Origin of the sequence: Kitasatospora sp. NPDC087271, assembly GCF_044744605.1 — a bacterium.
Classification (GTDB): domain Bacteria; phylum Actinomycetota; class Actinomycetes; order Streptomycetales; family Streptomycetaceae; genus Kitasatospora.
The window spans coordinates 319,002-331,684 of sequence record NZ_JBIUYQ010000004.1 but is presented as its reverse complement, the minus strand read 5'-3'; the positions used below and the strand labels follow the sequence as shown (position 1 = coordinate 331,684).

Annotated in this window: 9 protein-coding genes; 3 read left to right on the top strand and 6 right to left on the bottom strand. The window is 72.4% G+C overall.

The genetic code is table 11. The features are described 5' to 3' along the window. Window positions 1–38: 38 nt before the first annotated feature. From ACIO9K_RS10270 to ACIO9K_RS10255, 4 genes are all read right to left on the bottom strand, one after another. Window positions 39–1,430, bottom strand: coding sequence for an AI-2E family transporter (locus ACIO9K_RS10270; RefSeq protein ID WP_363585454.1), 1,392 nt, complete (start codon window positions 1,428–1,430; stop codon window positions 39–41). A gap of 473 nt (window positions 1,431–1,903) precedes the next feature. Beyond that, window positions 1,904–2,644, bottom strand: coding sequence for a transglycosylase SLT domain-containing protein (locus ACIO9K_RS10265; RefSeq protein ID WP_400328322.1), 741 nt, complete (start codon window positions 2,642–2,644; stop codon window positions 1,904–1,906). A 451-nt stretch (window positions 2,645–3,095) separates the two neighbouring features. Further along, the gene (locus ACIO9K_RS10260; protein ID WP_063347994.1) at window positions 3,096–4,430 is read right to left on the bottom strand and encodes a PhoH family protein; all 1,335 of its coding nucleotides are present in this window, start codon (window positions 4,428–4,430) and stop codon (window positions 3,096–3,098) included. 206 nt (window positions 4,431–4,636) lie between these two features. Then, window positions 4,637–5,431 carry an isoprenyl transferase gene (locus tag ACIO9K_RS10255; RefSeq protein WP_208869076.1) on the bottom strand — a complete coding sequence of 265 codons (795 nt, stop codon included), beginning with the start codon at window positions 5,429–5,431 and terminating at the stop codon, window positions 4,637–4,639. A gap of 443 nt (window positions 5,432–5,874) precedes the next feature. Between ACIO9K_RS10255 and ACIO9K_RS10250 the strand changes: the two genes are divergently transcribed. Beyond that, window positions 5,875–7,488, top strand: a complete 1,614-nt coding sequence (locus tag ACIO9K_RS10250) for a chitinase (protein WP_400328320.1) — start codon at window positions 5,875–5,877, stop codon at window positions 7,486–7,488. A 209-nt stretch (window positions 7,489–7,697) separates the two neighbouring features. On the opposite strand, the gene ACIO9K_RS10245 is transcribed toward ACIO9K_RS10250, so the two are convergent. Continuing rightward, window positions 7,698–8,411, bottom strand: a complete 714-nt coding sequence (locus tag ACIO9K_RS10245; RefSeq protein ID WP_400328318.1) for a prepilin peptidase — start codon at window positions 8,409–8,411, stop codon at window positions 7,698–7,700. Between the two features lie 96 nt (window positions 8,412–8,507). Here ACIO9K_RS10245 and ACIO9K_RS10240 point away from each other — a divergent pair, with 96 nt between their 5' ends. Both ACIO9K_RS10240 and ACIO9K_RS10235 read left to right on the top strand, forming a co-directional pair. Next, the gene (locus ACIO9K_RS10240) at window positions 8,508–9,236 is read left to right on the top strand and encodes a hypothetical protein (protein WP_400328316.1); all 729 of its coding nucleotides are present in this window, start codon (window positions 8,508–8,510) and stop codon (window positions 9,234–9,236) included. A gap of 100 nt (window positions 9,237–9,336) precedes the next feature. Beyond that, window positions 9,337–10,551, top strand: a complete 1,215-nt coding sequence (locus ACIO9K_RS10235; RefSeq protein ID WP_350879977.1) for a pyridoxal phosphate-dependent aminotransferase — start codon at window positions 9,337–9,339, stop codon at window positions 10,549–10,551. A gap of 210 nt (window positions 10,552–10,761) precedes the next feature. Here the strand turns inward: ACIO9K_RS10235 and ACIO9K_RS10230 are convergent, their stop codons facing one another. Further along, window positions 10,762–12,588 carry a phosphoenolpyruvate carboxykinase (GTP) gene (locus ACIO9K_RS10230; protein ID WP_363585457.1) on the bottom strand — a complete coding sequence of 609 codons (1,827 nt, stop codon included), beginning with the start codon at window positions 12,586–12,588 and terminating at the stop codon, window positions 10,762–10,764. Window positions 12,589–12,683: the final 95 nt, after the last annotated feature.

Below are 12,683 nucleotides of genomic sequence, written 5' to 3'. Positions count from 1 at the left end.
CCACGTCCGGGAGGGCCCGTCGGCGTTGCGCTGCGGCCTCAGCCGTCCCCGGCCGGGGCGGCGGAGGTCCGGCCCGCGGCCTCGCGGGCGGCCTCCATGGCGGTGAAGACGGCCTGTCCGGCCTCGTTGCGGCGGCGCAGGTGGGTGATCACGGTGTTGGTGACGGCGATCAGCGGGACGGCCACCACCGCACCGCCGATGCCGCCGATGATGCCGCCGGCCGCGACGCCGAGGACGACGCCCAGCGGGTGCACCCGGACGGCCCGGCCGAGGATCAGCGGCTGCAGGATGTGGCTCTCGATCTGCATCACCGCGACCAGCACGATCAGCACCATCAGCGCCGTCCACGGCCCCTCGGTGACCAGGGCGATCAGCATCGCGACCGTGCCGGTGACGAGTGCGCCGACCAGCGGGACGAAGGCGCCCAGGAAGATGATCACGGCCAGCGGCATCGCCATCGGCACGCCCAGCAGGTCGATGCCGATGCCGATGCAGACCGCGTCGATGAAGGCCACGCAGACGGTGCCGCGCACGTACGCGGTGAGCGTCGCCCAGGCCTTCGGGCCGGCTCCGGCCATGGCGAAGCGGGAGTGCCGGGGCAGTCCGCGCAACGCCCAGTTCCAGATCCGCGCGCCGTCGTAGAGGAAGAAGAAGGTGGTGAAGAAGGCCAGCGCCACGGCGGTCAGCACCTCGACGGCGATCTGCGCGCCGGTCAGGCTGGCCGAGGTGATCTGGTCGGTGTTGGTGGTGATCGCCTTGCCGATCTGGTCGGCGTAGTCGTTGATCTGCTGCTGGGTCAGGTGCAGCGGCCCGGTGCTCAGCCAGTCCCGCAGCTGGTCCACGCCGTCCTTCACCTTGCTGGTGACCGTCGACAGGTTGGTGGACACCTGCCAGACCACGAACCAGCCGACCAGCCCGATTCCGGCCAGACCGCTCAGGAACACCCCGCCCGCCGCCAGCGAGCGCGGCACCCCGTGCCGGCGCAGCCAGGAGACCGTCGGCTCCAGCAGCGCGGAGATCAGCAGCGAGGCCAGCACCGCGAAGGCGACCAGCCGCAGCATGTCGACGATGTAGAAGACGACGTAGAGCGCGCCGCCGAGCAGCAGCAACCGCCAGGTCGACTCGGCGGCCACCCGCAGCCCCCAGGGCACGGCCTCGGCCGGGGTGGCGGGCCGGCCGGGGTGGTACTCCCGCGCCAGGCCGGGCGGTGCGGCCGGCGCGGGGGCCGCCGGGGCGGCGGCCGGCACCGCGGCGGGTTCGACCCGCGGGGCCGGCACCGGATCGGGCGCCTCGGCCAGCGCGGGGACGGCGAGCTCGTGCGGGTCGGCCGCCATCGCGGCACGTCGGCGCCGTTCGATCACGGCGGCCGCGCTCGCCACCACGGCCATGCCCTTGGCCACGGCCTTGAAGGCCTTTCCGCCCCGCGCCATCCTCGCTACCACCGCTCCCCTGCTGAGCCGCCGTGCCCGGCGGTACGCCGTGGGTCCCGCCACGGCCGTCAGGGATGACGCTACCCGGCGGCGGCCCGGCGAGTCCGGCCCCCGCCGGGTTCGGCTCGAACAACCTCGCCATCAAACCGGGGCAAAACGTCAGGTTTCAGATGGTTTCGGACCGAGATCGCTGGGGAGGAGTCGAAACGAGGCCCCCGGGGAGAGCGAGGCCTCGGACCACGGACCAACTGTCGGCGGACCGGCCGGTGCGGGAAGCGACCAGGACCCCTTCCCGCGCCCCGCGTCCGCACCGGGTCCGCACCGCCCGCAGGCGCACTGGTCAGCGCAGCCCGGGCGGCGCGGCCCGACCCGGCTCCCGGCGGGCGGGAACGCGACGGCCCCCGGTCGCTCGTCGGGCGGGACGAGCGGCCGGGGGCCGTACGGGAGAGTCCACCGCCGGGCGGTGGCGGCTCCTAGTACCAGTTGTGGGACTGCCAGAACGACCAGGCGCCACAGGGGCTGCCGTAGCGGCTGTTCATGTAGCCCAGACCCCACTTGATCTGGGTGGCCGGGTTGGTGCGCCAGTCGGCACCGGCCGAGGCCATCTTGGTGCCGGGCAGCGCCTGGACCAGGCCGTACGCGCCGGAGCTCCGGTTGGTCGCGGTGTAGTCCCAGCCGCTCTCGCGCTTCACGATCTGACTGAAGCACTGGAACTGGGCGTCGTCACCGACGACCTGCCGGGCGATGTCCTGGACGGATCCGGGGCTGACCGAGACCGGCGGGGCGCTGTTGTCGGTGGCGGCCATCGCCGAACGCGCCTTGGAACGGTTGGCAGCGGCCTCGTCGGCCTTGCGCTTGTCCTCGGCGGCCTTGGCAGCCTTGTCCGCGTCGGCCTTGGCCTGGGCATCGGCCTTCGCCTGGGCGTCCGCGGCGGCCTTCTGGCGCGCGGCCTCCTCGGCGGCCTTCTGCTCGGCGGCGGCCTTGGCCGCGGCGTCGGCGGAGGCCTGCTGGGCGGATGCCTGCTGGCCGATGTTGTCACTGATGGTCTGCGCCTGGGCGCCAGAGGGGACTTCGGCAAGCAGGGTCGCGCCCGCGACGTCGACCGTCTGCGTCGTCTTGCCCTCGCTGCCCGAGGCCACACCCACGACGGCACCGACAGCGGTGACGGCGGTGGCGGAGGCCACAGCGACTCCCCGGACCGAGATCCGAGTCACATGGATTCCTTCCAGCATCGCCCACGCGTGACCGTGCGGGCGCAACATGCCCCTTGGCACTGACCTCCGCAGGTGCTCTGGTCACGGGAGGTGCTGGCCCGGCGTCCGGCCGAGGTGAGGCGACCGGGCGTTGGAATCGGGCGGCGTACGGCTCATCGGTCTTCAATTGTGCGTCCACCGACCGGAGTTGGTGGACCATCCGGGCCCGGACTCGTGGAGTCCGGAAGCCCTGCCACGCCGTACGCGGGGCCTGACAGAACCCTCACCATGCCGCACCGGACGCTGTCGACGCAATTCCCGTTCGCGTGGCGCACGTCACATTCACCGCACGGGAGTTCCCCGGGCGGAAAGCACTCGATGTGATGAAAGGGGTGAGGGCCCGCCCCGTCAGGAGCGGGCCCCGCAGCAAGAGTTGACCGTATTGTCCGACTATGTCCTGGTCAGGGACGAATCACGGGTGGATGTCCTCCAGCATCTCCGTGACCAGCGCCGCGATCGGCGAACGCTCCGAGCGGGTGAGCGTGATGTGGGCGAAGAGCGGATGCCCCTTCAGCTTCTCCACCACCGCCACCACGCCGTCGTACCGGCCCACCCGGAGGTTGTCGCGCTGCGCCACGTCGTGGGTGAGCACCACCCGCGAACCCTGGCCGATCCGGGACAGCACCGTCAGCAGGACGTTCCGCTCCAGCGACTGGGCCTCGTCCACGATCACGAAGGCGTCGTGCAGCGAGCGGCCCCGGATGTGGGTCAGCGGCAGCACCTCCAGCATCCCCCGGGAGATCACCTCCTCGATCACGTCCGGGGTGGTGACGGCGGAGAGGGTGTCGAAGACCGCCTGCGCCCAGGGGCTCATCTTCTCCGTCTCGGAGCCCGGCAGGTAGCCGAGCTCCTGCCCGCCGACCGCGTACAGCGGTCGGAAGACCATCACCTTGCGGTGCTGCCCCCGCTCCAGCACCGCCTCCAGCCCCGCGCACAGCGCCAGCGCGGACTTGCCGGTGCCCGCCCGGCCGCCCATCGAGACGATGCCGACGTCCGGATCGAGCAGCAGGTCCAGCGCCACCCGCTGCTCGGCGCTGCGCCCGCGCAGTCCGAACGCCTCGCGCTCGCCGCGCACCAGCCGGACCCGGCCGTCGCCGGTCACCCGGCCGAGCGCCCGGCCGCGCTCCGAGGTGAGCACCAGCCCGGTGTGCACGGGCAGCTCGTCCGCCCCCTCGACGTCCACCGCGGCGTCGTGGCCGGCCGCGAACAGCGCGTCCACCTGCTCCGCCGGGACGTGCAGCTCGGACATCCCCGTCCAGCCGGAGGTGATGGCGAGCTCGGCCCGGTACTCCTCGGCGAGCAGGCCCACCGAGCTGGCCTTGATCCGCAGCGGCAGGTCCTTGGAGACGACCGTGACGTCGTACCCCTCGGCCTGGAGGTTCCGGGCGACCGCGAGGATCCGCGAGTCCGCCTCGCCGCCGCCGACCCGGTAGCCGGCCGGCAGTATCGACAGGTCGGAGTGGTTGAGCTCGACCCTGATGGTGCCGCCGAGCTCGCCGACCGGGATCGGCTCGTCGAGCCGGCCGTGGCGGATGCGGTAGTCGTCGAGCAGTCGCAGCGCCTGGCGGGCGAAGTAGCCCAGCTCCGGGTGGTGCCGCTTGGCCTCCAGCTCGGTGACGACCACCACCGGCAGGACGACCTCGTGCTCCTCGAAGCGGGTCATGGCGAGCGGGTCCGCCAGGAGCACGCTGGTGTCGAGAACGTACGTGCGCCGGTCTGGCGTCCGGCGGCTCTTGGAACTGACCACTAGGCCTCCAGAGCGGATGACCCTGCGTCATCCGCGGCAAGCCGGCCCCCGCTGCCCCGGTGGCCTCGGGACCGGACTGCCTGGAGTATTCCCAGGCGAGGGGCGGTGCATTCGCGCCCCCGGCGAACTGACGGATCATTGCCGGTGAACGTTTGGCCTCACGAGGGCTCCGGGTAGGCCAGCCCTACGGCGGTCACTTCACCCGTTCAGAGGCCCAGTCGCCGGTTGCGCTGCTCGAACGCCCGCAGCGCCCGCAGGAAGTCGACCTTGCGGAAGGCCGGCCAGTACGCCTCGCAGAAGTAGAACTCGCTGTGCGCGCTCTGCCAGAGCAGGAAACCGGACAGGCGCTGCTCGCCCGAGGTGCGGATGATCAGGTCCGGGTCGGGCTGGTTGCGGGTGTAGAGGTGCTCGGCGATGTGCTCGACGTCGAGGATCTCGGCCAGTTCCTCGATCGAGGTGCCGCGCCCGGCGTGCTCCTGGAGCAGCGAGCGGACGGCGTCGGCGATCTCGTGCCGGCCCCCGTAGCCGACCGCGACGTTGACCGTGATGCCGTCGATGTCGGCGGTCTCCTCGGCGGCCCGCTTGAGCACGTCGGCGGTGTGCTGCGGGAGCAGGTCCAGTGCGCCGACCGGGTGGACCTTCCAGCGGCGGGCGGCGGCCAGCCCGGTGACGGCGTCCTCGATGATGCCCAGCAGCGGGACCAGCTCGTCGGCGGGGCGGTCGAGGTTGTCGGTGGAGAGCATCCAGAGGGTGACGACCTTGACGTGGGTCTCGTCGCACCAGCCGAGGAACTCGCTGATCTTGTCGGCGCCGCGCTGGTGGCCGTACACGGTGGTGCCCCCGGCGGCCTTCGCCCAGCGGCGGTTGCCGTCCAGGATCACGCCGATGTGGTGCGGGGTGCGGGCGAGGTGGACCTCGACCCGGCGGCCGTAGAGCCCGTACATCCCGCCCAGCAGGGTACGCAGACCCGGCGTCCGTTCGGCGACATCGCGCAGACCCATGATTCCCGGCCCCTCCGTGCTCGTTCAGCTGGTGCGTCAATGCCCCGGCGCAGCCTACTCCGGCGGGCAGGCGCACGGTAAAGCCGCAGGTAGCGGTCTGGTCACGGTCCTGTACGGAGTCCGTCCCGGCGGGCGTGTCGCGGGCCTTGCCCGACGGCTCCGACGGCGGACACGGAACGGTCTCCGAATCCTTAAAGAATCCGTAAGCCGACTGTCCAATGCTTGACGACCGGCAATGGTCTAGTCCAGCTTTTGATCCAAGGCGGAACGAACCCCACGGCCCCGCCCCACCCCCACGCACCACCGTGCACCACCATGCACCGCCGCGGTCGCCCACCCCCACGTACGACGACCCCACGCACCACGACGGACCTCCCCTCCCCCACACGCGGCCGCCGCGCCCCCCACCGCGGCGGCCGCTCCCTCCCCAGGAGCGTCACCCCATGGCCCGTACGCTGAACCAGCCCGCGCACAAGCGCCGGCGCAGCCCCCTCCCGGCCGTCGCGGCCGGCGCCACCGCCCTCGCCCTGGCCGGCGGCGGCCTGGCCCTCTTCGCCGGCGGCGCCAGCGCGGCCGTCGGCAACCTGGTCACCAACGGCGGCTTCGACAGCGGGCTGGGCGGCTGGAACTGCGCCGGCGCGGCGACCACCGTCTCCTCCCCGGCCCACTCCGGCACCGGCGCGCTGCAGGCCACCCCGGGCGCCGGCGACACCGCCGAGTGCACCCAGACCATCAGCGTGCTGCCCAACACCAGCTACACGCTGAGCGCCTGGGTCCAGGGCCCGTACGTCTACCTCGGTGCGCGCGGCACCGGCGGCACCGACCCGTCCACCTGGTCGAACCAGAACAGCTGGAACCAGCTGTCCTCCACCTTCACCACCGGCGCGAACGCCACCAGCGTCACCGTCTACCTGCACGGCTGGTACGGCCAGAGCGCCTACCTCGCCGACGACGTGAGCCTGATCGGCCCCGGCGGCCCCTCCACCCCGAGCCCGACCGCCACCGCCACCCCGTCGCCGACCGCCACGGCCACCGCGACCTCCTCCCCCACCGCGACCGGCACGCCGACGGCCACCGCGACCCCGACCGCCACCGCGACCCCGACCGCGACGCCGACCCCCACGGCCACCGCGACCGCCACCACCCCGCCGGTCACCGGCCTGCCCGCGCACGCGGTCACCGGCTACTGGCAGAACTTCGACAACGGCTCGACCCCGCAGCGCCTCGGCGACGTGCAGAGCGCCTACGACATCATCGCGGTGTCCTTCGCCGACGCCGTGCCCACCCAGACCGGCGCGATCAGCTTCACCCTCGACCCCGGCCTGTCCAAGGCCCTCGGCGGCTACAGCGACACGCAGTTCCGCGCCGACATCAAGGCCAAGCAGGCGGCCGGCAAGAAGGTCGTCCTCTCCATCGGCGGCCAGAACGGCGCGATCACCGTCGGCGACGCCACCGCCGGCAACAACTTCGCCAACAGCGCCTACGCGATCATCAAGGACTACGGCTTCGACGGCATCGACGTCGACCTGGAGAACGGCGTCCAGGCCGGCCCGCTCGGCAACGCGCTGCACACCCTCCAGGCCAAGGTCGGCCCCGGCTTCATCCTGACCATGGCGCCCGAGACGATCGGGATGTACAGCACCGCCGGCGCCTACTTCCAGCTCGCGTTGAACACCAAGGACATCCTCACCGTCGTCAACACCCAGTTCTACAACTCGGGCGGCATGAACGGCTGCGACGGCAAGGTCTACAACCAGGGCACCATCGACTTCATCACCTCGCAGGTCTGCACCCACATCCAGGGCGGCCTGCGGCCCGACCAGGTCGGCATCGGCGTCCCCGCCTCCGCCAAGGCGGCCGGCGGCGGCTACGTCTCGCCGACCGTGGTGAACAACGCGCTGGACTGCCTGGCCACCGGCAACAACTGCGGCAGCTTCGTCCCGCCGGCCAAGTGGCCGACCATCCGCGGCGCGATGACCTGGTCCACCAACTGGGACGCCAACAACGGCAACGCGTTCTCCAACGCGGTCGGCCCGTTCGTCCACAAGATGCCGTAACCCCCCCCCCACCGCCAATCCCCCACCGGCGCGCCGCTCCTTGAGGGTGGGGCCTGCGCGCCGGCGGCGGGGCCCGCCGTACCCGACCCGGTACGGCGGGCCCTCCCGCGTCCGGGCCCGGGAGCGCCAGGTCCGGTCCGGCCCCCGGGCCCAGGCACCACCTGCGGCGTCGCGGTGGCCCGGGAAGTCCGGCCTCCCGGGCCCGGGGGCTACCGGGCCAGCACCGCCAGCAGCGCGCCGAGCAGCAGGAACGGTCCGACCGGGACGTCGAGCCCGCGCACCGGGCGCCGGCGGGCCAGCGCGACGGCGGCCCGCAGGATCGCCCAGAGCCCGGCGAGCACCACCGCGGCGAACAACCCGGCGACCGCCACCGGCCAGCCGTACCAGCCGAGCAGCCCGCCCAGGGCGAACCCCAGCGGCGAGTCGCCCGGGCCCAACGCGCCGATCCAGACCGCCAGTTCGAGCAGGGACCCGACCGTGAGGGCCACCAGCAGGCAGCGCAGCAGCACCCCCGGGCGCCCCGCGGCCAGCGCCGCCACCGCCAGCAGGGGGGCCACCCCGCCGACCAGCGGCAGGGTCAGCCGGTACGGCAGCCGGCGCACCCGGGCGTCGACGAAGCCGAGCACCACGCCGAGCCCGGCCGCCCAGCCCAGCGCCGCGGCCGACGGCCCGTCCGCCGCGTACGCCAGCCCGGCGGCGACCACGGCCGCCACCAGCTCCACCGACCAGGCGCCCGCGCCCAACCGCTCCCGGCAGCCCGGACAGCGCCCGGTGGGCGGCAGCAGTCGCACCTCGCGCCCGCACAACGGGCAGGCACCGCACCAGGGTTCGCCCTCCGGCACGGCGAACCGGGCGACCAACCCGCGCAGCAGCGGAGCCACCAGAAATGCGGCCAGCACCGCGCCGACTGCGGCTAGCATCACCGGCGCACCCCCTTTTCGATCAACGCCCGCACGCCCGTGCGGCACCCGGGAACCGGGCGGGGCGCACCGACCACATCATCCAACGGGGGAACGACCATGACGAAGACCCAGTCCATCCGGAGAATCGCGGCCGGCCTGCCGGCGGCGGCGCTCGTCCTGGCGCTGTCGGCCTGCGGGCCGGACAACGCCGACCCGGCGGCCGTCCCGAGCGCCCCGGCCGCGCCGCCCACCGGCGCCGCCGGGGCCTCCACGGCTCCCGGCACCCCGACCGGCACCCCGACCGGCTCCGCGGCCCCGACCGTCCCGGCCACCCCGACCGCCCCGACCGCCCCGGCCGGACCGCAGCCGTCCGTCACCGCCGGCGGCAACAACGTCACCCAGGTCAGCTACGACCGCCCGCTGCCGCTCGGCAGCGCCGGCCGCTACGTCGGCAAGAGCTCGGTGGTGGACGCCGCCGCGGTCTCGATCGTCAAGGGCACCGCCGCGGAGATCGCCCCGCTCAACCTCCCGTCGACGAGCACCAGCGGCAAGACGCCGTACTACGTCACCGTCTCCTTCACCAACCGCACCGGCGCCCCGCTGGCCGAGGACGCCTACATGATGCGGGTCTGGGTGAAGCCCAAGGACCACTCGGCGGGCGCGCTGCCGGCCGCGACCCTGCAGAAGGCGATCCCGCAGTGCGACACCCGGTCGCTGGTCACGCTCGCGGACGGGCAGTCCGTCAAGCTGTGTGCCGTCTATCTCGTCCCGAACGAGACCCCGCCCAGCTTCCTCACGTACGGGAACATCCTGGACACCGCGCCCCTGGTTTGGAAGGTCGGCTGACACCCCCGCCTGCCGATCCAAGGAGGCCGCTCCGGGCGGTTCGGTGCGCGTCCCGGGACGCGCACCGAAGTGCCCGGAGGTGCCCCTAAAGTAGGCAGGCATGCAGGTCATCCAGTCCAGCAAGCTCGCCAATGTCTGCTACGACATCCGCGGCCCGGTACTCGACGAGGCGATGCGGCTGGAGGAACAGGGCCACCGCATCCTCAAGCTCAACACCGGCAACCCCGCCGTCTTCGGCTTCGAGGCGCCGCCGGAGATCCTCCAGGACATCCTGCGCAACCTCTCGACCGCGCACGGGTACGGCGACTCCAAGGGCCTGCTCGCCGCCCGCCGCGCGGTGGTCATGCACTACGAGGACCGCGGCCTGCACGGGCTGAGCGTCGAGGACGTCTTCCTCGGCAACGGCGTCTCCGAGCTGATCCAACTGGCCATGACCGCGCTGCTGGACGACGGCGACGAGGTGCTCGTCCCGGCGCCCGACTACCCGCTGTGGACCGCCTCGGTCTCGCTGGCCGGCGGCACCGCGGTGCACTACCGCTGCGACGAGCAGGCCGAGTGGTACCCGGACCTCGCCGACATCGAGGCCAAGGTCACCGACCGGACCCGGGCCATCGTGGTGATCAACCCGAACAACCCGACCGGCGCGGTCTACCCGCGCGAGGTGCTGGAGGGCATCGTCGAGATCGCCCGCCGGCACCGGCTGGTGGTCTACGCGGACGAGATCTACGACAAGATCCTCTACGACGACGCCGAGCACGTCCCGCTGGCCACCCTGGCGCCCGACCTCTTCTGCGTCACCTTCAACGGCCTGTCCAAGGCGTACCGGGTCGCGGGTTTCCGCTCCGGCTGGATGGTGCTCTCCGGCGACCGGCAGCGGGCCCACAGCTATATCGAGGGCCTGGCCGTGCTGGCCTCGATGCGGCTGTGCGCCAACATGCCCGCCCAGCACGCGGTGGCCGCCGCGCTCGGCGGCCGGCAGTCGATCCGCGACCTGGTGCTGCCCGGCGGGCGGCTGCTCGCCTCGCGCGACGCGGCGTACCGGCTGCTCAACGAGATCCCGGGGGTCAGCTGCGTCAAGCCCAAGGGCGCGCTGTACGCGTTCCCGCGGCTGGATCCGAAGGTCTACAAGATCAAGGACGACGCCCAGATGGTGCTGGACCTGCTGCGCTCCCAGCGCATCCTGCTGGTCCAGGGCACCGGCTTCAACTGGCCCGAGCCGGACCACTTCCGGCTGGTCACGCTGCCCCGGGCGGAGGAGATCACCGACGCGGTGACCAGGATCGGCGACTTCCTGAGCGGCTACACCCAGCCGTAGCCCGGAACGGCCGCACCCAGCCGTGGCCCCCGCGCCCGGCACCCGGCACCCGGCACCCGGCACCCGGGGAAAGCACTACGGCCGGAGTCCCGGCCCGGGCGGTCTCCTTGGTCGGGGAAAGACCGCCCGGGGGAACTCCGGCCGTCCTGTCACTCGGCGGGCGCGCGGTTCGTGCCGCGCGACCGCCTCTCGCTCTGCTGAGGCTCAGGCTCAGCCGAGGCGCGCGACGAGGCTCCGGTACTCGTCCCACAGCTCCTTCGGGGTGTGGTCGCCGAACAGCTCCAGGTGGGCCGGCACCAGCGCGGCCTCCTGGCGCCAGATGTCGGCGTCCACGGTGAAGAGCAGGTCGAGGTCCTCCTGGGACAGCTTCAGGTCGCCGAGGTCGAAGCCGTCGACGGTCGGCAGCACGCCGATCGGGGTCTCGACGCCCTCGCCGGTGCCCTCCAGGCGCTCGACGATCCACTTGAGGACGCGGCTGTTCTCGCCGTAGCCCGGCCAGACGAACGCGCCCTCGGCGTTCTTGCGGAACCAGTTGACGTAGTAGATCTTCGGCAGCTTCGCGGCGTCCGCCTGGGCGCCGACCTTCAGCCAGTGGGCGAAGTAGTCGCCCATGTTGTAGCCGCAGAACGGCAGCATCGCGAACGGGTCGCGGCGCAGCTCGCCGACGGTGCCCTCGGCGGCGGCGGTCTTCTCGGACGCGATGTTGGCGCCGAGGAAGACGCCGTGCTGCCAGGTGAAGGACTCGGTCACCAGCGGGACGGCGGTGGCGCGGCGGCCGCCGAACAGGATCGCCGAGATCGGCACGCCCGACTGGTCCTCCCACTCGGGGGCGATGGTCGGGCACTGCGCGGCCGGGACGGCGAAGCGGGCGTTCGGGTGGGCGGCCGGGGTGCCGGACTCGGGGGTCCAGTCGTTGCCGCGCCAGTCGGTGAGGTGCGCCGGGGGCTCCTCGGTCAGGCCCTCCCACCACACGTCGCCGTCGTCGGTCAGCGCGACGTTGGTGAAGACCGTGTTGCCCCACAGGGTGTCGATGGCGTTGGCGTTGGTGTCCACGCCGGTGCCGGGGGCGACACCGAAGAAACCGGCCTCGGGGTTGATCGCGTAGAGCTGGCCGTCGGCGCCGAAGCGCATCCAGGCGATGTCGTCGCCGATCGTCTCGACCTTCCAGCCCGGGACGGTCGGCTGGAGCATGGCCAGGTTGGTCTTGCCGCAGGCCGACGGGAAGGCGGCGGCGACGTACTTGACCTCGCCGGACGGCGGGGTGAGCTTCAGGATCAGCATGTGCTCGGCCAGCCAGCCCTCGTCACGGGCCATGGTCGAGGCGATGCGCAGCGCGTAGCACTTCTTGCCGAGCAGGGCGTTACCGCCGTAGCCGGAGCCGAAGGACCAGATCTCCCGGGTCTCCGGGAAGTGCGAGATGTACTTGGTGCTGTTGCACGGCCACGGCACGTCCGCCTGGCCCTCGGCCAGCGGGGCGCCGACGGTGTGCACGGCCTTGACGAAGTCGCCGTCCTCGCCGAGCTGGTCCAGCACCGCCTTGCCCATGCGGGTCATCACGCGCATCGACACGGCGACGTAGGCGGAGTCGGTGATCTCGACGCCGTACGCGGCCAGCGGGGAACCGACCGGGCCCATCGAGAAGGGCACGACGTACATCGTGCGGCCCTTCATCGCGCCGCGGAACAGTCCCTTCTCGCCCTGGAAGACCTCCCGCATCTCGGCCGGGGCCTTCCAGTTGTTGGTCGGACCGGCGTCCTTCTCCTGCTCGGAGCAGATGTAGGTGCGGTCCTCCACGCGCGCCACGTCCGTCGGGTCCGAGGCGGCGTAGTAGGAGTTGGGGCGCTTTTCCTCGTTGAGCTTCTTGAAGGTGCCCTGAGCCACCAGCAGGTCCGCGAGGCGCTGGTACTCCTCGTCGGAGCCGTCGCACCACTCGACGCGGTCCGGCTGGGTGAGCTCGGCGATCTCGTTCACCCACGCGAGCAGGCGCTGGTGGCGGGTGGGCGCGGAGGCGCTGAGAGCAGAGATCTCGTACGACACGATCGCTCCGTTTCACACCATCTCGGCGAGGAGGTGGCGTAGCGGGGGTCTGAGGGTGCTTGCAGCGTAGCTCCGGCTCCAACGCCAAACTGCGG

What these genes read in the sequence shown, in the direction of transcription:
- ACIO9K_RS10270 (WP_363585454.1), bottom strand. Translation starts at nt 1,430, where the DNA reads ATGGCGCGGGGCGGAAAGGCCTTCAAGGCCGTGGCCAAGGGCATGGCC.
- ACIO9K_RS10255 (WP_208869076.1), bottom strand. Translation starts at nt 5,431, where the DNA reads ATGGGTCTGCGCGATGTCGCCGAACGGACGCCGGGTCTGCGTACCCTG.
- ACIO9K_RS10250 (WP_400328320.1), top strand. Translation starts at nt 5,875, where the DNA reads ATGGCCCGTACGCTGAACCAGCCCGCGCACAAGCGCCGGCGCAGCCCC.
- ACIO9K_RS10240 (WP_400328316.1), top strand. Translation starts at nt 8,508, where the DNA reads ATGACGAAGACCCAGTCCATCCGGAGAATCGCGGCCGGCCTGCCGGCG.
- ACIO9K_RS10235 (WP_350879977.1), top strand. Translation starts at nt 9,337, where the DNA reads ATGCAGGTCATCCAGTCCAGCAAGCTCGCCAATGTCTGCTACGACATC.